The organism is Butyrivibrio proteoclasticus P6B7 (assembly GCF_000622085.1).
Classification (GTDB): Bacteria; Bacillota; Clostridia; order Lachnospirales; family Lachnospiraceae; genus Butyrivibrio; species Butyrivibrio proteoclasticus_A.
Genome location: NZ_JHWL01000041.1, coordinates 1 through 19,761 on the forward strand (window position 1 = coordinate 1; position 19,761 = coordinate 19,761).

General features: G+C 41.4%; 21 protein-coding genes and 1 pseudogene. All 22 read right to left on the bottom strand.

Features of this window, described 5'->3' with window-relative positions; genetic code table 11:
- A partial coding sequence (locus T541_RS0115920; RefSeq protein ID WP_026653607.1) for an ABC-2 family transporter protein occupies nt 1-552 on the bottom strand: 552 nt, incomplete at its 3' end.
- Nucleotides 549-1,514: an ABC transporter ATP-binding protein gene (locus T541_RS0115925; RefSeq protein WP_026653608.1), complete on the bottom strand. Its 966-nt coding sequence runs from the start codon at nt 1,512-1,514 to the stop codon at nt 549-551. The genes T541_RS0115925 and T541_RS0115920, both read right to left, overlap by 4 nt.
- Before the next feature lie 360 nt (nt 1,515-1,874).
- Complete coding sequence (locus tag T541_RS0115935; protein WP_026653610.1) at nt 1,875-2,432, bottom strand: hypothetical protein; 558 nt, start codon at nt 2,430-2,432, stop codon at nt 1,875-1,877.
- Between the two features lie 10 nt (nt 2,433-2,442).
- Nucleotides 2,443-3,291 (bottom strand): DUF6731 family protein, encoded by an 849-nt coding sequence (locus T541_RS0115940; RefSeq protein WP_026653611.1) that lies wholly within the window; start codon nt 3,289-3,291, stop codon nt 2,443-2,445.
- Between the two features lie 157 nt (nt 3,292-3,448).
- Complete coding sequence (locus tag T541_RS19975; RefSeq protein ID WP_197025182.1) at nt 3,449-4,576, bottom strand: ArdC-like ssDNA-binding domain-containing protein; 1,128 nt, start codon at nt 4,574-4,576, stop codon at nt 3,449-3,451.
- 13 nt (nt 4,577-4,589) lie between these two features.
- A complete protein-coding gene (locus T541_RS0115950) occupies nt 4,590-4,988 on the bottom strand; it encodes a single-stranded DNA-binding protein (protein WP_026653612.1) in 399 nt (132 codons plus the stop codon).
- Between the two features lie 200 nt (nt 4,989-5,188).
- A complete protein-coding gene (locus T541_RS0115955) occupies nt 5,189-6,586 on the bottom strand; it encodes a relaxase/mobilization nuclease domain-containing protein (protein ID WP_026653613.1) in 1,398 nt (465 codons plus the stop codon).
- 20 nt (nt 6,587-6,606) lie between these two features.
- Nucleotides 6,607-6,939 carry a plasmid mobilization protein gene (locus T541_RS0115960; protein ID WP_026653614.1) on the bottom strand — a complete coding sequence of 111 codons (333 nt, stop codon included), beginning with the start codon at nt 6,937-6,939 and terminating at the stop codon, nt 6,607-6,609.
- Nucleotides 6,932-7,654 (bottom strand): DUF4366 domain-containing protein, encoded by a 723-nt coding sequence (locus T541_RS19980; RefSeq protein ID WP_051538305.1) that lies wholly within the window; start codon nt 7,652-7,654, stop codon nt 6,932-6,934. The genes T541_RS0115960 and T541_RS19980 overlap by 8 nt, the downstream gene beginning before the upstream one ends.
- Nucleotides 7,638-7,973: a DUF4315 family protein gene (locus tag T541_RS19985; RefSeq protein ID WP_034467615.1), complete on the bottom strand. Its 336-nt coding sequence runs from the start codon at nt 7,971-7,973 to the stop codon at nt 7,638-7,640. Before T541_RS19985 ends, T541_RS19980 begins: the two co-directional genes overlap by 17 nt.
- A gap of 12 nt (nt 7,974-7,985) precedes the next feature.
- A complete protein-coding gene (locus T541_RS19990; RefSeq protein WP_034467618.1) occupies nt 7,986-9,665 on the bottom strand; it encodes a C40 family peptidase in 1,680 nt (559 codons plus the stop codon).
- Nucleotides 9,658-12,018, bottom strand: a complete 2,361-nt coding sequence (locus tag T541_RS0115980; protein WP_026653615.1) for a VirB4-like conjugal transfer ATPase, CD1110 family — start codon at nt 12,016-12,018, stop codon at nt 9,658-9,660. The genes T541_RS19990 and T541_RS0115980 overlap by 8 nt, the downstream gene beginning before the upstream one ends.
- Nucleotides 11,945-12,367, bottom strand: coding sequence for a PrgI family protein (locus T541_RS0115985; protein WP_026653616.1), 423 nt, complete (start codon nt 12,365-12,367; stop codon nt 11,945-11,947). The genes T541_RS0115980 and T541_RS0115985 overlap by 74 nt, the downstream gene beginning before the upstream one ends.
- 9 nt (nt 12,368-12,376) lie before the next feature.
- Nucleotides 12,377-13,243: a VirB6/TrbL-like conjugal transfer protein, CD1112 family gene (locus tag T541_RS0115990; RefSeq protein WP_026653617.1), complete on the bottom strand. Its 867-nt coding sequence runs from the start codon at nt 13,241-13,243 to the stop codon at nt 12,377-12,379.
- A gap of 120 nt (nt 13,244-13,363) precedes the next feature.
- On the bottom strand, nt 13,364-13,576 hold the full coding sequence (locus tag T541_RS0115995; RefSeq protein ID WP_026653618.1) for a Maff2 family mobile element protein: 213 nt from the start codon (nt 13,574-13,576) through the stop codon (nt 13,364-13,366).
- A gap of 175 nt (nt 13,577-13,751) precedes the next feature.
- A pseudogene (locus tag T541_RS19995) lies at nt 13,752-15,365 on the bottom strand (VirD4-like conjugal transfer protein, CD1115 family); the annotation flags it as partial.
- A gap of 17 nt (nt 15,366-15,382) precedes the next feature.
- The gene (locus tag T541_RS20000) at nt 15,383-15,883 is read right to left on the bottom strand and encodes a PcfB family protein (RefSeq protein ID WP_051538306.1); all 501 of its coding nucleotides are present in this window, start codon (nt 15,881-15,883) and stop codon (nt 15,383-15,385) included.
- Between the two features lie 14 nt (nt 15,884-15,897).
- Entirely contained in the window at nt 15,898-16,293 is a 396-nt protein-coding gene (locus T541_RS0116010; protein WP_026653619.1) for a hypothetical protein, read from the bottom strand.
- A gap of 84 nt (nt 16,294-16,377) precedes the next feature.
- Nucleotides 16,378-16,506, bottom strand: a complete 129-nt coding sequence (locus T541_RS22010) for a hypothetical protein (protein WP_278247055.1) — start codon at nt 16,504-16,506, stop codon at nt 16,378-16,380.
- A gap of 80 nt (nt 16,507-16,586) precedes the next feature.
- Nucleotides 16,587-17,669 carry a DUF5688 family protein gene (locus tag T541_RS0116020; protein ID WP_026653621.1) on the bottom strand — a complete coding sequence of 361 codons (1,083 nt, stop codon included), beginning with the start codon at nt 17,667-17,669 and terminating at the stop codon, nt 16,587-16,589.
- 253 nt (nt 17,670-17,922) lie between these two features.
- Entirely contained in the window at nt 17,923-18,693 is a 771-nt protein-coding gene (locus tag T541_RS0116025) for a hypothetical protein (RefSeq protein ID WP_026653622.1), read from the bottom strand.
- A 165-nt stretch (nt 18,694-18,858) separates the two neighbouring features.
- The coding region (locus T541_RS20005) for an MFS transporter (protein WP_034467622.1) at nt 18,859-19,761 on the bottom strand (903 nt) is incomplete at its 5' end.

Sequence of the window (19,761 nt, forward strand, 5' to 3'; positions counted from 1 at the left end):
TCCCATAAGTAGATAAATAGCAGTTAATATTGATCTTAACGGCCACATTTGTATAATCCAAAAACCTATTGTTGAGATTACTGAAACACACATGAAAAACATTAAAAAGGCTAATAGCAAAAAAATTAATGCAAAAAACACATACAAGATATCTGCTCCTTGAGCATTAATCATAAAAAATGCCAAAATCAAATATACTGTAACCTCTAAAATTTTACTTCCCATATATCTGGCAAAACTTTCATAAAGCAAATGTATTGGTCTTAACAATAAAGTTGTAAGTTTTCCAGAATGTATTAGAGTCCCCAACCTAAAACAAGGTTCAAAAGAAAAAATAACACTAGCTACATTTGCCAATATAATATACATAATCATATTGTTATACGAATACTCACCGATATAATTATATTCATTTGATATATATATCGCTTTCCAAATAAACACAGTTGTCAAAATTTGCATAACTTTTAACGCCAACTTGACACAAGTATCAAATTTATATATCAACTGTGAACTGATTTGACTATATAAAATTCTTAGATACTTATTCATTGGTTCTCCTGTGTAAACATCTTAAATATAATTTCTTCAAGCTTTGGTACTTCCTCCCTGATTGAGACAATATTGGATATATTTACATTATTTAGAATGTTTTCGGAATCTTCATTCAAATATAATTTATATTTACAACTTTCAATTCTCTCAATTCTATATGCTTTTGCATCAAATGGTATCTTATTTTCCTTAGTCTCTATAATATAGCAATTTTGGGTACTATATTCTTTTCTAATTTCATCAATCGTCGATTCTTTAACTATTTTACCTTTGATGATGACTGCTATGCGATTAGCCATTTTTTCTATATCATTCATATAGTGACTTGTTAGGATAATAGTTGTTTTTTCCTTACTATTCAATTCATGCAAGAAATCATATATAGCATATTGACTCACAATGTCTACCCCAATAGTCGGTTCATCTAAAAACAATACTTTAGGAGAATGAATCACTGAGCAAACTAACTCAAATTTTATTCTTTCACCCAATGATAGTTTTCTGACTGGTATGAAAAGTTTATCTGCTATCTGAAGTTTTTCTGTCAAGTACTTTAACCGAACCGAAAAAGAAGCATTCGAAACATTATAAATAGCTTGAAGCATTTTAAGAGTTTCAAACGCTGGTAAATCCCAAATCAGCTGTGTCTTTTGTCCTAAAACAACTCCAATTTGTGATAAATAATTTGGAGTTTTAGAAAATGGATTGCACCCTAAACTGTCAATTGTTCCCTGCTGAGGTTTGATTATTCCAGTAAGCAACTTAATTAAAGTTGTTTTTCCGGCCCCATTGGGGCCTAGTATTCCAATAATATCACCTTCGACAATACTTAAATTTATATCGTCTAGTGCAGTTACTTCTTTTTTTTCCCTTTTACCAAAATCCAAAATTGAACCTTTTAGACCCGCTTTTTTTTCAAACGTCTCATATTTATAACTTACATTTTTACATTCAATCATATATTTATCCTATTTTCTACAAAATATTTAATTACTTCTTGTCTCGTATAACCACTACTTTCTGATTTGCAAATGATATTTAAATCAGGATTCAAGTTGTGCCTAACAAAAAAATCACGCAAAGTTGCTAAGTTAGCTTTTATTTCATTTTCTGATATTTTACATGCTGGAATTGGTTCAAATGCAAACAGAAATATTGTAATCTTCATGATAGAAAAAATAAAGAACATCTTACGCAATTAACTGTGAATAGTAACTTCCTATCATTCATGCGACTTTCAGAGCGCTTTCAGAGGATTCCGAGAGGTAAAAAAAGGATGGAGACAACTATTCGGTGTTCCATCCCTTCACTTGAATCTTTTAAAACTTTTCTAACTTATCATTTAGAGTTTGAACTTGGCTATTTGATAACATATTTTTCATTTCTTTTTCTTCATCTACCTCTTCATTGCCGTCGACAATAAGGCAAACAAATATATTGATAAACCGATATGTGCAGCAAACGTAAAAAATTAGAATAAGAAGTAATATACCAATCAAGAACATTTCAATACTTTTTGGAAGAATATCACATATAAGCAAAGAAGCGCTTATCATTATAGTTAGGATTCCACTAATAAGAATTCGTCTAAAGTCTTTTTTATAGCGCTCTTTGTCAATGTGCTCCCAAAAATAATCAGAAAAACTGTTCTTTCTCCCCACCACGACCGGAATAAAAAAGCCATAAACACCTAGAATAATTGATGAGAATTCCGCAACAGCCCTGCACATTTCTGAAAAGCCCTGGCTATCCGCCACCCACGGTATAGATGCCCTGCTTCTCAATATGATAATTACATAAATAAGATACAGCACTTCAATAACAACCGGAATTATAAACTGATAACCATTGAGCCATATCCTTCTCGCCTTACCCATATCAAAACTCCTACTTATAATTTTCTACCATTGCCTCTGCGATAGTCTTGTAGCCAATTTCTCCTTTAGAATCTGTCTTTAATGTAAGAATGCAATTCTTAACATTCTCAAACAAATTATAAAGTGCCGAGCCTTGCTCATCTTCCATTTTTACCCTAGCTATGGATACTGCACCCATATTAGAAAATGCATCAGAGATGATAGTTCTCACAATATTGGCATCAAGATATTCATTCTTCTTTTTACCAACACTAAATTCAAAAGACATCGTTTGTGCTGACATATCCCTTGCATTTTTCAATACATCTTCATACGGAGATCCTTTAGATGCTGAAAAATCGTCTATACTTGAAATTTTTATCTGAATTTTACCGAACTTGTTTGTCGATTTGGTAAAGTTCTTTTCCAATTTGACCGGTTCTAATACACACACAGGCTTATCATAAAAAGAATTAATATAGCTTGTTACTGAGTTTGCCGAAAAGCCACCCTGATTTGTCATTAGCATCAACACTGATTTATTGGCATCATATATTGCAACAGTATTCTTTCCAATATATTCGTCCTCATCGACTGAAATGTCCACATGTCTCGCATTTTCTGATTCCTTGACTATGTACGTTGAACTATAGTCTTCCATTCTAACAAAATTCAAAGCATAAAAGTTCTCGCGAACATTTATGCTATCAAGTCTTCCCTTGGAGGAACTGTTTAAAGATCTGATTCGTTCAGGTAATGAATAATCAGAAATCATTGCAATCCAGCTTCTTAAATCAAAGAGTTCCTGCTGTTCATCATCGGTTTCGGTATATGTTTTCACATCAAAATATCTACATGTAATATGTACTGTTTTCGCCATCGTACTCTCCTCATTGCTATTATGATTTGATTTTACAACAACAGACATTAACCATCAATCCAATGACAAGCATCATCCAACACACAGCTTTCAGCAGGTTCCATAAAAAAGCGGGGCAGCCCATGACTTTTGATTAGTCACAGAACTGCCACAACTCTCATCTCGCAATCTCAGGTGTTTTCACTTTACTCTCCAAAGCCTTCTCTACCTTTGGCTGCGAACTCACAATATTCAGTTTTGACTTTAGCTTGTCCATAAGGGATGCTTTCTTGTCACTAACAAGCTCCTTTTTCTCTGACCTGGCAGCACAATCTCCGACCTCAGCTACTTCTATAGCCACATCAGCTTTCTCAACTTCCTGCTGCTTTTCCATCGCAGATTCAAGCTCGCCAATCATCTTTGACGCGGTAACCCTAATGGTGTCCATTGAAGCTTTTAGCTCTTTGGTTTCCTTACCGGAACTCCATCCAGCAATGTAGCCGAAAGAGTAATCTGAGGTATCAATTCCAAAGTGCTGGCAGACAACATAGGCGATGGACTCAGCTTCCACTTCCTTGGTGTTCTTGGTCTTTGGATCCTGAACCAGATCCGGATTTTCTTTCTTATCATGGAGAAGTGCATGGGCCATCTCATGAATAATTGTCTTTACAGTTTGGACCTCAGACATGCCACTCTGAACACAGATCTTGTGCATATCAGGTGAAAAGAATCCTTTTGCTCCACTGGTCACAAGGCCATACTCGACAGGGACCTTTGAGGTTTCTTCCAGTGCAGTTTTAAGTTTCTCATAACCATCAACTGAACCCATTAACTCATTCACGCCAAGAGTCGGAAGATCTTTTCCCTCAGTATCACTTACATCGAAAACTGTTGTAACCCTGAAGTTTGTGTACTCAACTTCCCTGGTTGTTTGAGCAATACGATTCTCATAATCTTCCTTGGTTTCTCCAGGAGCATAGACCGGGATCTTGTCTCCATTATCAACATAATAGTGATCGCCCACTACCTTCTTTTTCACCTTGTATGGAGCAATTATCTTGATTCCCTTCGCACCTTTCTTCACGTGCCGATCAAACTTATCCTGCCAGGCATCATACCCGGCAACCAGAGTTGCATCTGGTCTCTGCATTGCTATGAGCAACGTGTTATTTACGCTATAACTATGGAATTTTGACATAGTATTCAAGTATGTCTTATATTTGTCGGAATTAAAAAGATCGCCGATTCCTTTCTCAAGTTGCTCAGCGATCTCATCAATCTTAAACTTGTTCTTTACCTCTTCCACGGCTTCATCCTCCTCAATTAAAAGGCATGCTGTCATCAAATCCGTCTGGGATATTAGAAAACCCATCACCAGAATCGCCGGCTCCTTCCTCAGAAGATTTCTTGTTCTCTGCAAACTCGATTCTCTCTGCTATGACATCTGTGGTGTAAACGCGACCACCATCCTTTTCATAGCTGCCGGTTTGAATGCGTCCGATCACTATAAACTTCACACCCTTCTTGCCAAAGTTCTCAAGAAAGTCTGCCTGATTCTTAAATCCGACAATTCCTATGAAGTCAGCATTCGGCTCTTCTCCTTCCTTTTTGAAATCTCTGTTTACTGCAAGAGTGCATCTTGCTACCTTCTTGTCAGAGTCAGCATTCCTGATCTCTGCATCTCTTGTGAGTCTTCCTGATAATAGTACTTTGTTCATGTGTTTATCCTCCTCTTTTTCTTGTAAAATCAAGGCGCCGCACCGCTTCTGAAGAATCCCTACGAGGGCTATAAAAGAAGTGGCAAGCAGTGCATTTGTGGGACAAATGCTCTTGCCGCTTGTTGGAGGCGTAACGCCCCAAGCCCCATTACACCGTGGAATACCGGAACGGCGCTATCGCTTATTAAGTGCTTTTCCTGTTATCTTACAGGCTGTATTCTCTGCTTTTGCTTATCTGCTTCTTTGTTGTCCATCTGAAGGAACATCTCAACATTCCTCTTAGCTTCCTGAAGGCTCTTGTTATCATCACGTTTAAGGTAGTACTCCTTGTAAAGAGCTTTCTTTTCCTGCATAAGTCCGCCAATTTCTTTATTGATTTCTTTCACAGTCGGAAGCTTTTGACCATATTCGTTAAAAGCTTTTTTGGCAGCTCTGTACTTGGTGATTTCTTCACGATGGGCCTCAAAGAATGCTTTGCTGTAACGCTTTTTCTTATATTCCTCGAAAACTGCTTTTGTCTTACTGAAGGCCAGGATATGTTTTCTGAGGTTACTGAGTTTATCAATTCTTCCTTCAACCGCTTTTAAGTTGTCAGTAATCTTCTTAAAACTTGCTGATGAAGTATCTGCCTTATCTTTTAATTCTGCGTAACTCCTGATTCCTTTATCATTGAGATATAGCAGAGTCTTCATCATAGCCTTGTTGTTGAATTTCTGACTCCAATTGATATAGCCTTTACCTTTTCCCTGACGGATTTTCTCCTGAATATCAATGAGCAAGTCAAAGGGCTTTCCTTTTCTGGAATCTTTGGAAATCTCTGAACCTTCGAACTTAGCTTTGAGTGCTTCAGCAGAATAGTCTTTTCCAAGAGAATCGAATCTTACGAAGTTCTTTCGCCCAGGACTTTTAATAGCCAGGTGCTTTCCTTCCTTTATTTCAAAGCCCGCTTTCTTAAGTTCTGAAATGAAGGATTCAAAGTCTTTGGGCTTTTCTGCAAGGATCTTATTGATCACATCTCTGATGTCCTGACGATAGCTCTTTTGGTAAACAGGCTTCTTACCTTTATGTTTATAGGGCTCGATAACTGATAATCCGTGTTCAAGGCAGATCATGTCAGAAAGAGTCCTTAAGCCAATTCCGCAGAACCATGAATCTCTGAATTTCTTATCACAGTGAAGATTGACCGAGTTATATACGATGTGGTTGTGAATATGCTCTTTATCCACATGAGTGCAGCACACGAACTGATGCTGTCCTCGGGTAAATCTCATGGCAGTTTCATAGCCAATTGCATTAGCTTCCTCTGGCGTAACTTCTCCAGGTTTGAAGGATTGCCGGATCTGATAAGCGATGATATCGCCCTCATACTGCCTGCCGGTGATCCGGATATATTCATTTCTGGAATCCATGAACTCTTCCTTTGCAATAGCTGCATTGCAGGCATAAGAAGTTATATATTTACTTTTCTCTTCCTCTTCATCCTCGTTTCTTTTCCGTGTCTTCTCCTCATCCGTGACATAATCCAATCGGGCAGACAGACACTGTCCGATAGATTTGCCGGCATTCTGATGCATTGCTATTAGCCTGGTTGCTGCCATTTCCATTTACCCCGTTACAGCTATTCGATGTTGTTGAACCTCTGAAGCAGTTCTCCCAGCAGTCGAATCAGCTCTTCATGCGACTTCTGAAGTTCCTTGATATCCGCTTTGTAGATACTTCCTGTTTCATTTGCCCTCCTGGCATATTGGTTGAGGTTGTTACTTTCAATACTCACCAGCCTTCTGATTTCCCTAAAATCTGACATATCAACTTCGATCACATGGCCGGTAAGCACAAGTCTTCTGAGGTAGGCACTAAGGTTTTTAGTGCCTACACTCTCCATCCTGTCATGAATGATCTGCCACTCTTCAGGAGTAAGCCTGAACTTTGCATAAATCTTACGATTACTCATCGTCTCCAGCGTCCTCTTCATCAGAAATCTGATTCAGATAATCAGCCTCTTCATCCACATAGTCAGCATCCGGATCAGGTTCATCCTTTGGCTGCTGTTTCTTTTTCTTAAGAGCAAAATATCCAAAGATTATTCCAATACCCATGATCGGAAGCGTTACTAAAAGTAATGTGTAATCTTTTTTCACAGGCTCCGGTTCAGGTGTTGGCTCTGGATCAGTTTCCGGTTCCGGAGCTGGTTCAGGCTCTTTTTCTGAAATGGATGCCATATACTCTTCTACCTCTTCATCTTCCATCAGAGTTAAAAGATCTCTCTCATCCACCATGTTCAGGAAATGAACATTCTCATTACCATCATCATCTCTGTCGATTATGATGTAGAAGTAATGGCCGCTCTTGGTCACAACTGTGATGAACTGTTTGCCGCCACACTCAAGAGTTCCGTAGTCATCTACAAGTTCCATGTTGCCATCCGGCGTCAGCGGACCATACTCCTCAACGGGAGTCTCCTCAGGAACAATCTCTGGAACAGCTCCTTCACAGTCGTTGTAGTCCTTACTACAGACAGAACACTCCTCATTGATATGGTCCTCCGTGCATCTTTCCTCACATATGCACTTAGGTGCATTTGCAAAAACCGGCATCGGGGCCATTCCAACAAAAAGAGCTGCAGCACCAGCCACAGCCCTCAAGCAAAACTTATTCATTTTCTTCATCTTCATTTTCCTCACTTTCATCGTAATCAAAATCCACTTCCAAAGATTCTCTTGCCAGAAGATCTTCGCTTGAATCTTTAGCACTAACTTCTACCGGTTTTCCCGATAAAAGCGATTCAAGTTGCCCGTCAGTTGCAAGTGCAAGAAGCTGTGCCACCTGTTCAGGGCGGAGCTTCCTCTTAGCAACCTCTGCAATGATCTGATTGTTCTCAGCCTCTTTCAGCTTACTTTCACAAAGTCGCACTCTTGCTTCAGCCTCAGCTCTTCGCTTCCTGGCACGTTCAAGATCTTCTCTAAGTCTGTCTATTCTCTCGTACATTTTTCTCCTTTCTCAACCGTTGATCCTTCCATATGTGTAAAAGTGTTTACGCCAATAATTGGTATTCACAGATGTGTACTGAATCGGATTTCCGCAGTGAAGCATCATTCCATCACCGACGTAAATGCCCACATGACTTGCCCCCTTAACATCATAGGTTCCTTTGAAAAAGATAAGATCTCCCGGCCTTGCTTCTGATACAGGAACTCTAGTGCATCTCCCTAAAAGTCCGTTAGCAGTTGTCCTGCCAACATTCCATCCATTACCGCAATGATTGATTACCCAGCAAACAAATCCTGAGCAGTCAAAAGAAGTTGATGGCTTGCTTCCTCCCCAGACATAAGGATAGCCAAGATATCTTTCTGCTTCTCTGATCATGTTGGCAAAACGGGTATCAGTAAGGGCTTCAGGAGGAATGTCATAATCTCCATATCTGCCAGGATCCACAATGGAATAAATATCATCATCGAAAAGATATTTCTTGTTGCCATAAGTCTCAAGAAGAACATCGTATCTTGCCAGCTGATCAGAAGAAAGTCCAAGTTCTCGGATAACAGTGTCAAGAGTGTGATTAACAAGATTAACCTTGAGAATCTTGTACTCATATTCCTCTGTGTAGGTATACTCTTCCTCGTAACCGCCATCTGGATGAGAGTCGTCATCTACCCATCTGGTACCTGTAACTTCTCGCTCTCTTGTTTCTGTGACAGGAGTAAGTGTCAGCTCATACTGGCGCTCAAAGATGTCTTCGATGGTGTCCTGCACTTCATCCTCTTTGTACTGTTCAAAGATAACTGTCAGAACAGCAGCCAGCTGATACGGATTATGAGCGATATTATCCAGGTTATACTGATATTCATCGTAATCCGGATAGTCATGCTCTATGTCATCAATCGTATCCTGAAGCTCCTCTTCCATCTCTCTGTAGTCGTCTTCTACAGCATAGATATCCTCATCATCTGCGGTATAGCTTGTAGTTATCCCCACATGTGAGGTTCCGTTAAAAGCAGCGCCGCAGGAAGAAAACATTGAAGCCACCAAAAGAATCAGCACAAACACTATAAGGATTGTTGCCACCTCCTGAAAGTGCTCTTCAATAAACTCAGCAAGTTTTCCAGTAAGATCCTCTGCCTTATCCACAAACTTCTTGCTGATATCTCCAACCTGATTTGCTGCTTCTTTGGCACTTCGCTGCTGATTCTTTCTTTGTATTTCCTTTTTTATCTGGCTTTTCTGCCTGGCCTTTGATTGAGGATTAGAATCAGATTTCTGAACTGCTTTATCCTCCGCCTTATGCTGCAGAATCTTTTTGGCAGTCTGCTTTTTGCTGTAGTTGTACTTCTGAAGCTTTTCTGCATAAACCAAAGCCGTAGAAGTTGCAGATGCAGCTCCTTCCAGACTCTGAGCACCAACATTCTGATCCTCACCACCGCTTTTTGACTCCCCTTCCGCAGCATCATGGACAGATGATATAACCTTAACTAATCCCTGTTCCGCAGCGACCTTTTGAGCTGCTTTCCTGCCCTGCTTTCTTATCCTTGCAAGCTCCTTCATTTCTTCCAGGGTAAGTGAGTTATCCTTTTTCCCTGTCCTGAACTTGGAAGCTGCATACTGCGATGCCTTGGAATTGTTCTTGAGTTTATCAGCATTTTTTGTGGCGGACTTCTTTTGCTTTGTTCTGTCTTCATTCATTGGCCTGCTCCTTTGCCTCCTGGATTTCCTGAGGTTTTGTAGTCATGATGGAATAAAGTTCAAGATCCTTAGGGAATCTGTCTACGAAAGGCAGGATGACATTTCCATAAAACAAAAGCCCTTCACCTTCTCCGCTATGGGTCACATAGGAGAGCTGATGAGGGCTTATGTTGAGCTGTTTTGCAAGAATCTGTCTGTCGCCAACCGCCTGATTTAGCATGTACACGAAGTCAGAGTTTTCAAAGATATTCTCGACCTCTTTGGACGACAACAGATCTTTTACGTTCTGAGTTATACCTGTGGGAATGCCTCCCCACTTACGGAATCTCTTCCAGATTTCTACTGTATAAGCAGCTGTCTGCTCTTCTTTAAGTAGCAGATGCATTTCATCCAAGTAGTATCTGGTTGATTTACCATCCTCTCTGTTGGAAGAAACTCTTCCCCAGACCTGATCCTGAATTACAAGCATTCCGATCTTTTTGAGCTGTTTGCCAAGATCCTTAATGTCGTAACACACGATCCTGTTTGTGATATTCACATTTGTCCTATGGTTGAAGACATTCAGTGAACCTGATACATAGATTTCTAGAGCAGTCGCAACGTGTTTTGCCTCTGCCTCGTCCTGCTTAAGCAGCTCATTATAAAGGTCCTCCAAGATTGGCATATTCTCCGGTGTGGGATTCTCAAAGTATCTCTGATAAATCTGATGGATACATCTGTCGATTACCGTCTTTTCTACCGGAAGAAGTCCCTCTTTTCCACCAACAATGAGCTCACACAGAGAAAGGATAAAGTCGGCTTTTAGCATAACCGGATTATCATCATCTGAGTAATTATTGTTGATGTCCATGGGGTTGATGTACTGATCTGAGGTTGGACTTATCTTAATCACCTGACCTCCAAAGTGCTCAACCAGTGGACTGTACTCTCGCTCAGGATCCGAAATGATTATGTCGTCATCCGTCACCAAAAAGGCGTTTGCGATTTCTCTTTTAGCAGCAAAAGACTTACCTGAACCGGGAGTACCAAGGATCAGTCCGTTTGGATTCTTTAGCAGCTTTCTGTCCACCATGATAAGGTTATTCGAAAGTGCATTAAGACCATAGTACAAAGACTCTTTTCCTGTCTGAAAGAGCTCCTGCGTGGTAAATGGCACAAAAATCGCAGTCGAGGAAGTTGTCATTCCTCTCTTGATATCTATGAGACTATTTGCCAATGGAAGCATGCTCATAAGTCCCTGTTCCTGCTGAAAATCAAGACGTACCAGGTTGCAGTTATGCTTCTGAGCAATGCTGTTTGCCTGGAAGAAATTATTCTCAAGTTCCTGTTTGGTGGCCCCGGTATTCATGATGAGAAATGTCATGAGAAACATTCTCTCATTCTGTGACTGTAATTCCTTCAGAAGTGCCTTGGCGTCTTTTCCGTAAGTGGCCAGATCTGAAGGAATTATGTCCATATCATATCCGGAACGGACGGCTTTTTTCTGCTCTTCAATCTTGGATCTGTCCAGCTCTGTGATAGTGTGCTTGATAGTCTTGATTGCTTCATTCTGATTAACAGACTGCAGATGCATCGTGACTATCTGGCTTGATTCCATGGACAGGAAATCTGCCAGCATCCTGTCGCTGATATCTGAGGCTGTGATCTGCAAAAAGCTCATGCAACCATAGGTATCTCCCATCTTGAAGAGTCTTCCATTCTTGAAGTAGAAGCTACTCGGAGCGATTGCATCTTTTACAGAAGCACCGGCTCTAATGCTGTCTTCCCAGTTAAAGAAAAACTTGGCATCATCACCCATGTGGAACTGAGCGTGCATAAGTTCAAGTCGCTCCACTCCATTTAAGGTTATTGCTGCTACTCCAAGCCTTTTGAAATTGTTGAGAAGATCCATTTCAATGTGAATAAGCCTTGGCTTCGCCTCCTTCATACCGGATGCAAATATTCCAAATGTGAGATACTTGGTCTTGGTAAGACCGTTATTACCTGCCTGCATCTGGTGAAACAGCATAAAGCTGTACTCATCACGAACTCTGTCATAGCCATCATTCCTGTGTCTGATAGCAATCTTTTTCTCAAACTTCTCAGCATCTGTAGTCTGATTCAGGAATGTGAGCTGAAAGTGGACTGAGCTGTCAAAGAAATTGAGAAAGCTGCACCACTCTTCAAAGATCTCAGTCTGATCTTCCTGCTGAGCAAGCTGATAGTTTATGTCCTGAAACTGGATTGTTTTGGTGTAGAAATTCTTTCCTACTCTGCATATCCCATCAGGGAACATTCTGTCAAAGGGGATGCTCTTCTGTGCGCTGTCCGGCACTTCGCTCTTTTTCTTTCCCTTCTGAAATAGTTTTATCATTCATCTCCCTTTCCTGCCCTGCTAATATTTCAAGCAGTGCATAATAGTTTTCTGATTTATACGGGCGTATCTTTGGTCTTTTAAAAGTCGCCTCAATAAAATGTTCTATGTACACCTCAAGTGGCTGCTCATTCTTTTCATACATAGCAAGAAAAAACAGTGGCATCATGGAGATCATCATCCCCAGAGTTGCCACTGTTACATTTCCAAACCGTTTTATGAGAAAGAAGGTAGGAACACCTATCATTGCTCCAAGTGAAAAGCATATGATCTGTCTTTTGGTCAGGTTAAAGAATACCTTGGATTTCACTTTGGAAAAATCGCGAGGTGCACTGATATAATTCGCCATGTAACCTCCTTACGTTGCGTGAAGAATAGCCTTTGCTATGGTTCCTGACTTAAGCAGCGTAAATCCAAGAAGGACGGTGAAACCAAATACTTTCCACATGGATCCCATAATATCAGCACTAAATACCACTGACTGGATCATAACAGCGTATATTCCAACGCACACCATGATAAGGAATCCCTGAAGTCCAAGTGCCCAGAGTGCTTTGAAATAGTTCTGCCCCATCTGAGACTGCTCGGCATTTCCAAAGGTGGCAAAAGGTATTGGTGCCATGGAAATGTACAGATAAATCTCAATCATTCTTCCATTTACCACGATAAAGATAAACACAGCAGCCAGCTTGATAAGGAACTGCAATGCAAAGGTCTGCATGAAAATACTGAAAAGCTCTCCTGTTTCCATGCCTTCAAGAATGGCCTGGAACGAAACAAGGGCAGAAGCATCAACCGCAGTACTGGCTGCAATAATTCCTCCGCTTTGCGTTATTACCCATTTGGCTACATCAAATATCGCCATGGTTATGGTAAAAGTATTGGTTATAAGTGTTACTGCTACAAAAGTCTTGAATACCCATTTGAAAAATATAAAGGTCTCGAAGTTAGCCAGGTTATTGTGGCTTATTACAAGCTGGATAAGCTCGTAGCATGCAATAAACGTCAGGATTATTCCTGCAATCGGCATGATCAGATTCTCAGACAGGTTTCTTATCAGGTTGTAGACTGATGGCAGAAACTCTGCAGGAGTCTGGCCTACTGTAGTTGCTATCTCTCCGACCTCTGTATTTAACGAGTCAAAGGTATTGGTCAGATGTTCCATTATTCCTTCGATGAGCATGTTTCTAAACCATTCTTCAATTTGTTCTAATACGGCTTCCATTCATGCCCTCCGTTGTTTCTAAATAAAGCCCGGGACCGCTTTTAATGCAAGCCCCGGGCCAGTTTCTTCATGTTTGAGGCTGGGTGTCACTCCCCAGCCTCGTCTCGTTCCTTCCCAGGATCAAAAAAGACCTGAAAGAAGAGGAACAAGTGTGGTGCCGATGAGGGCGATTCCGCCGCCCGCCATGAGCTGCTTCATTCCCTGTGACTTAGCACCAGGGTTATCACCGCCGTAACCTTCCATGAGGTTTACGCCTCCCCAGATACCAAGACCTGCACCAAGTGCGATTACAAGTGACTGAAGTACTGTTACTGAACTCTGAAAAAATGCCATAATTTGATTTGAAACTGACACTCATGTCAGTTTCTTCCTCCCTTCCAATAATTGTTTTTGGTTAGCGACACTACTCGTATTCCGCAGTGCCGGTTGTTGTTAGTTACTCCTGAACCCGTCGACTGATTCAGGATATGTGGCCACATCTATATAAAGAACGCCATTTGCAGATCTTTTATTGATCTGCCTGTGCGCTCTCCATATCTGTTGCTTCGATGACTTCATATGTGTCATCAGGTTTCAATATTAAGTTGTCTCCGCGCTTTATATACTTCTCAATGTCGAAGTAGTTCTTTGCGCTAAAATCTGCAGTCAGGTGATATTTAGGGTGCTTTGTAACATCATATTTCTTTGACATGAATGGTCTTACACCTCTCACCTGGACTATACATTTGCCGCCATCCATAACGGCAAGTTCATCCATACTCATAAGGTCATGGCCTGTTTTCTGATAGTTTGTTGCTACAGAAGGCTGCATGCCCTTTGTATCCTGGATGGTGAAAAAATCAATTGTTTCCTTTCCAAGAACTGCGCTCAGGTCCTTCAAGGTTTCTGTCTCATTTCCACCAAGAAAGATCTGCGAATCCATGTTACCGATGATGGTCTCACAATGATCTTTGTACAGAGCTTTAAGCTGTGATTTAGCCTGAAGAATCAGACATGCTGATATTTCCCTGCTTCTAATGGTTGCCACCAGCTTTTCCAGATTTGGAATTGTTCCACAGTTGGCGCACTCGTCAATGAGGCACCTGACATGAACTGGAAGTCTTCCACCATACTCATCATCAGCTTTTTCACACAAAAGGTTAAAAAGCTGAGTGTAGATCATGCTGATAAGGAATGAAAATGTACCATCTGTATCTGACATGATCAGGAAAAGAGCTGTCTTTTCATCGCCAATAGTATCAAGTTCAAGGTCATCATAGGCTGTAAGCTCCCTGAGCTCTGCAATATCAAAAGGTGCCAGCCTTGCTCCTGCTGATACAAGAATTGACTTGGCTGTCTTGCCGGCAGCCAGTTTGAATTTCTTGTACTGCCTTACAGCAAAGTGATCAGGCTTTTCTTTTTCCAGATCTTCAAAGATAAGGTCGATGGCGTTCTTAAAGCTCTCATCGTCCTCTCTTACTTCCATGGAATTGATCATCTCAAGAAGCATCTTGAAGTTCTGCTCATTCTCAGGAGCCTCGTAGTTGATATATCCTATGAGAGCTGCGTATAGCATGGATTCCGCTTTGTCCCAAAATGGGTCATTGCTCTTTCCTTCGCCCTTTGTGTTCAACATGAGCACGTTCACTATCTTCAGAATGTCTTTTTCTGAATGTATGTAGTGAAAGGGGTTGTAGTGCTGGCTCTTGGCAAAGTTTATGGTGTTGAACACCTTTATCTTGTAGCCATTTTTAAGTAGAGCCATGCCTGTCTCGGGAAGAAGCTGTCCCTTAGGATCAGTAACCACATAGCTGGAATGCATCTGCAAAAGATTAGGCTTCACAAAAAAGCGCGTCTTACCTGAACCGGACCCACCTATAACCAGGACATTTTTGTTCCTGGCATATTTAGGATTAGCAGGTCTGCTGTTCATAGTAAGCATCTCTGTCTCTGACAGGATAACGTTATTCTCAAACACCGGGTCAATGTACGGCTCTATATCTTTCTTATTGCCCCACCGGGCTGAACCGAATTCCACTCGATGCTTGTAGTTCTTTCTATTTTCTTTCCTATCCCAGATGAAAAGAACCAGCAGCATGATTGCAAGTCCAATGATTCCGATCATGGCTCTTGGATTGTGGAGAATGGTTTCATAAGTAATCATCTCGTTCTCTCCTTTACCTTGTTCAGCACTTTCTTTGGACCCTCTGCTATCTTTTGTTTGAAATGATCAATCTTTTCCTTTAGAGACGGTTTCTGCTCCTTCATGAGCTTCTTTTCCGTGTAATACCTGATAACATCAGTAATTGCATCCTGATCTCTGGCCTTAAAGAAAATGGAGTAGGTCTGCGGATCACTGTTCTTGTGATTAACAACCGCAAAATCTACTCCATACCTTTTGGCAACCTTTTGAAAATCCCTGAGTTCTGTCTTGGAAATGTCCACACAGGTAGCGCCTTCATCCTTGCGAATGAGTTTTTTAACAGACATTTTGCCGTGGCAGTCCTGGGGATCTTTGAAAATACGATCCTTTGCAGGCTTTATCGTCGCATTGTACAGCTTCATGATATATACCATGGACTTCTCTGAAAGATGAATGACTTCTTTAGATCCTCGGTAACAGAATCTTATTGCTTCCTGTGTTAATTGTTCATTAACCAAGTATTAGCCTCCTTTCATGAGATTCTATAAGCCAGGAACTCAAAAGGTCCGACCTGGTAACGCCCTGTCTGCTTCTTAAATGCATTTCTGGCTGTATCAATCTCATCTGCAGGGATAGCCTTAAGGCCTTTTTCTGTGGACTTCATGATAAGGCAGTCGTAAAAGAGATACTTATGACCCGCAAGAACCACTGTATTAGCCTCATCAAATATTATGATGAAGTCAGTACCAGGAATCATTATGGTCTCGATATCCCCCTCATAAGACTCAACCATTGCAATTGCCAGATCTTCCCCAAGTCCCCAGACATAGCGATTTTTGTCTATAAAGACAGCCATGTCCAGATTACAGCTCATGTCCTTTTCACCAACACAAAAGCTCTGGCCACGACATTCAATTACCTTCTGCATATGCTCACCTCCTTTCCTCCTGATTTCAAAGGACAGCCAAAGCTTACCAAAGGCATATCTTCGGATGCTTCTCCTTCCATTCTTTTATTCCGGTCTGTCCCAGAAGATTCTTGTAACAGGGAAAACATATCCTGTGATCTCTGCTATAAGGACAGCCATGGCATGGATAATCGCTACCCAGGCAGGCTTCCAGGAACTTTTGTCGGTAAACACATTCTCTTTTTATGCCATTGCAGATGTCTTTGTAGGCACATCCGCGGCAGTTCTTTGGCTTGTCCTTAGAAAAAATCATGTCACTTCACTTTTCCTTCCTTTGCCTTTGGCTCCAGCGCAGGTGCTTCCTTCTTAGGAGCATTGGCAATCTGCTCTTTCTTAGCCTTGATCTCGGCGGCAAGAGATTTCTTTTCACCTGTCTCAATACCCTTGGATTCCCTCGAGTTCTGACGTTCTACGAATTTCTCTCCAAGCTCAAATACCTTGTCCTTGGCATCGTAGTGATAAACGTTGTCAGTAAGCTTGTCAGCAGGATCTACGGTAGTGGCATTAACCTCTCTGACCATGCTCTCAAGGTGCGCAAGATCCATTATTCCGTTGTCAGGTACAATCAGAATTTCATGGATGCTGCTGGGTAAAATGAAGAATGACTCGCCTCCAACTCTCTCAGAAGCTTTCTCCATGAAGTCCTGATAAGCAATTACTCCTGCCCCGTGAACATTACCCTCTACAGAAGCAACAAAGATCTGCTCCTGCTCAGGGGGAATATTAAGGCCAAGCATTTCAAGATCCTCAACTCCCATTTGCTTAGCAAGGACCTCTGCCATTCCCTCGATCACAATAGGCTTGACCTCCGGAGCATGAATCAGCGCGTCAGCATGAAGCTGCTCAGCTGTGATTCCGTACTGGTCCAGCATCTGGTTTGTTACCAGGATTGAACCTCTTTCTGATGAAGTTGTGTTCACCTCAAAGCGGTAAACAACTGCCATATCCTCCATAATCCTGTGAGGTACAGTCTCAAGAAGTGCAGCATTTCTTTCAGCAGAAACAACTTCCATTGTCAGTGTTTCCTTCATCTTGCTGTAATCCTTGAAAGAGTCGATATCAAAGTCAGGTCTGCTGTTAAGTGCGCTCTCCGCAAGCTCAGCAGCCTTTGAAGTAATGACATCAATATCGATTCCCTTTTCGTACTGCTGGTAAAGAGCTGTAGCATTGAGGTTAACACCGATGATGCTGTCCTCAGGCTTAACAGTAAGTGCCTCATAGGAGGAATTCATCTTCTCCATTGTTCTGGCCTCGACCTCAACCTCCATTCCATACTTGGAATACATGATCTCCTTCACACTGGAAGCAAGTTCCTCTTTGAATTGTTCAAAATCCATACATTTCCCTTTCTTTTTTGGACATAATAAAAGCGCCACCCCGGTACAGATACCGGAAGCAGCGCTTCACAACAGTTATTCTTTTGCAAAAGAAAAACCAAAGAATGAATCGATTTTGTTCTCTCGTTCATTCCTTGGCTCATTATAATAATATCATGCCCAAAACCGCATGGAAACTACCATTTGGGTGTCGTTTGGGTAACATTTGGGTGTCATCTGGGTGACATTTGGGGACGCTTTTAATTGGCGTAAATTATGCGCCAACCACATTAGTCATTTCTTCATTTGCGTTTCTATCTTCAAAAAGCTTCCTGATCCGTTCTTCCTGCTCTTTTTCAGACTGCTTTTCTTCTTTCTCAAGAAGTGCTTCGTGAATAGTCTCAAGCTCTTTATCAAAGCTGTCCATGAGCTTATCCCATTCCTTTATGCTCATCTCCTGGCTGCCTATCCGAATCTTGATCTCAGTTTCATTATTGATAAGCTTATAGAACAATTCTGTCCTGAATGCATTTATCTGCTCTGCCAGTGTAGCTTTATCTTCCTCCGGCTCTTTCTCAGCATCAGATGTTTCTGATTCTGCAGCTGCTTCCTCTGCAGTCTCAGCTTTCTGTTCTTCAATCTCCATGCGTTTTCTGGTGCAATGATTATACTCATGGATAGCACGCATTATGGCGTTGAGATCCTCAGGTGTGAACATACTCGCTGCCTTGGAGAGAGTATCAATGTTGTCCACATTGACATGAAGGCTTCCGCCACTGGGAAGAGCTATCTTAAGGACCTTATCCTTTTCATACATATTTCCCAGAGTTATGGCATTTTGCTTATAATCACACATAAAGGTAACTCCGTTGTACTGTATGACTCCATTCTTCGCCAGAAAGCTGTATGGACATTTCATTTCAGTTTCAGCCTGAAGCTTCTGCCCAAAACTTTCGGTCTCACTTATAGAGGAAGTTGTCTCTTTGCCAACTGCAGATCGTAATGGTCTTGTTAAATAATCATTCGCTATCGCTGCTATACCCATGTTTGCCTCCAGATAACAAAAAACGTGCCCTTTCAAGGATGTTCATTCCATTGAAAAGACACGCATTTCCGTTGCTATCTTTTATATCGGCAATATTCTTTAAATGTTTATGGATAAAGTTAGATTAACTTCCGGTATAATGCTCATTCCAGCAAACTGGAATTGTTAGCACTCTGTCTTATTGCACCGGAGGCATAAAGCATAAAATGCAATCGCCAGAAACTGTGATACCACAGACACAGTGACAAGATACACAGGATTCAAATCATACAGGGCACCGAGAAGCCAACTGCCCAGAAACCACGCAATACCAAATCCTGTCTCAAATATTCCAAAACCGGTGCTTCGCATGGAACGCGGGACGATTCCGCTGACAGCTGCTTTCATAATACTTTCCTGCGCACCCATTCCAATCCCCCACAGAATTATCCCAGCTCCGATCAACCAGGCATTTCCAGTCATAAAAACAAAATATGAGAAGAATGTGCTGCATAGTGTGGAAATGATCAGAGCCTTCAGCCCGACCTTATCATAAAGCCAGCCAAAGAATAGTGCAGCAAAGGCATCCACAGCCATTGCCCCAGCATATAGCAGGCTGAGCATGGATTCATTAAATGCTCCGGTATTAGCCGAATGAAGTGTGATCAGGGTGAAGTCTGCAAAGCCAAAAGCAAAAAAGCAGATGGCCGCCATGAACAGAACAAATGACTTCCTGAATTCAAAGCTTGCCGGTTTATCTTCCTGCTTTTCAAAGATCTCCGGATCAGGGTATCTTATCTTTGCTGTCAAAACAAGAGCTATGGTGATCATTGCAGGAACAAGCAGTATCGCAAAAGAGATCCTATATGTTGTAAAAAGGTCGTCTGTACCTTTTACAAGAGCTGTTACAAAAAGCAGTACCGGTCCGAGAAACGCGCCAAGCTGATCCAGAAACTCCTGATAGGCAAAGCCTTTTCCGGTTCCGATCTCGCTTGCCGCAAAGCTTACCAATGTGTTTTTGGCAGGCTTTTTTATCGCTTTTCCGATACGCTCCAGGATCACAAGACCGCAGGCCCAAATCCAGCCATG

Coding starts and splice junctions, on each gene's coding strand:
- T541_RS0116020 (WP_026653621.1), bottom strand. CDS start 17,669: ATGGATTTTGAACAATTCAAAGAGGAACTTGCTTCCAGTGTGAAGGAG.
- T541_RS0115955 (WP_026653613.1), bottom strand. CDS start 6,586: ATGGCAGCAACCAGGCTAATAGCAATGCATCAGAATGCCGGCAAATCT.
- T541_RS19980 (WP_051538305.1), bottom strand. CDS start 7,654: ATGAAGAAAATGAATAAGTTTTGCTTGAGGGCTGTGGCTGGTGCTGCA.
- T541_RS0115980 (WP_026653615.1), bottom strand. CDS start 12,018: ATGATAAAACTATTTCAGAAGGGAAAGAAAAAGAGCGAAGTGCCGGAC.
- T541_RS0116025 (WP_026653622.1), bottom strand. CDS start 18,693: ATGGGTATAGCAGCGATAGCGAATGATTATTTAACAAGACCATTACGA.
- T541_RS0115935 (WP_026653610.1), bottom strand. CDS start 2,432: ATGGGTAAGGCGAGAAGGATATGGCTCAATGGTTATCAGTTTATAATT.
- T541_RS0115950 (WP_026653612.1), bottom strand. CDS start 4,988: ATGAACAAAGTACTATTATCAGGAAGACTCACAAGAGATGCAGAGATC.
- T541_RS0115995 (WP_026653618.1), bottom strand. CDS start 13,576: ATGGCATTTTTTCAGAGTTCAGTAACAGTACTTCAGTCACTTGTAATC.
- T541_RS0115960 (WP_026653614.1), bottom strand. CDS start 6,939: ATGAGTAATCGTAAGATTTATGCAAAGTTCAGGCTTACTCCTGAAGAG.
- T541_RS19990 (WP_034467618.1), bottom strand. CDS start 9,665: ATGAATGAAGACAGAACAAAGCAAAAGAAGTCCGCCACAAAAAATGCT.
- T541_RS0115990 (WP_026653617.1), bottom strand. CDS start 13,243: ATGGAAGCCGTATTAGAACAAATTGAAGAATGGTTTAGAAACATGCTC.
- T541_RS0116010 (WP_026653619.1), bottom strand. CDS start 16,293: ATGCAGAAGGTAATTGAATGTCGTGGCCAGAGCTTTTGTGTTGGTGAA.
- T541_RS19985 (WP_034467615.1), bottom strand. CDS start 7,973: ATGTACGAGAGAATAGACAGACTTAGAGAAGATCTTGAACGTGCCAGG.
- T541_RS0115940 (WP_026653611.1), bottom strand. CDS start 3,291: ATGGCGAAAACAGTACATATTACATGTAGATATTTTGATGTGAAAACA.
- T541_RS0115925 (WP_026653608.1), bottom strand. CDS start 1,514: ATGATTGAATGTAAAAATGTAAGTTATAAATATGAGACGTTTGAAAAA.
- T541_RS0115985 (WP_026653616.1), bottom strand. CDS start 12,367: ATGGCGAATTATATCAGTGCACCTCGCGATTTTTCCAAAGTGAAATCC.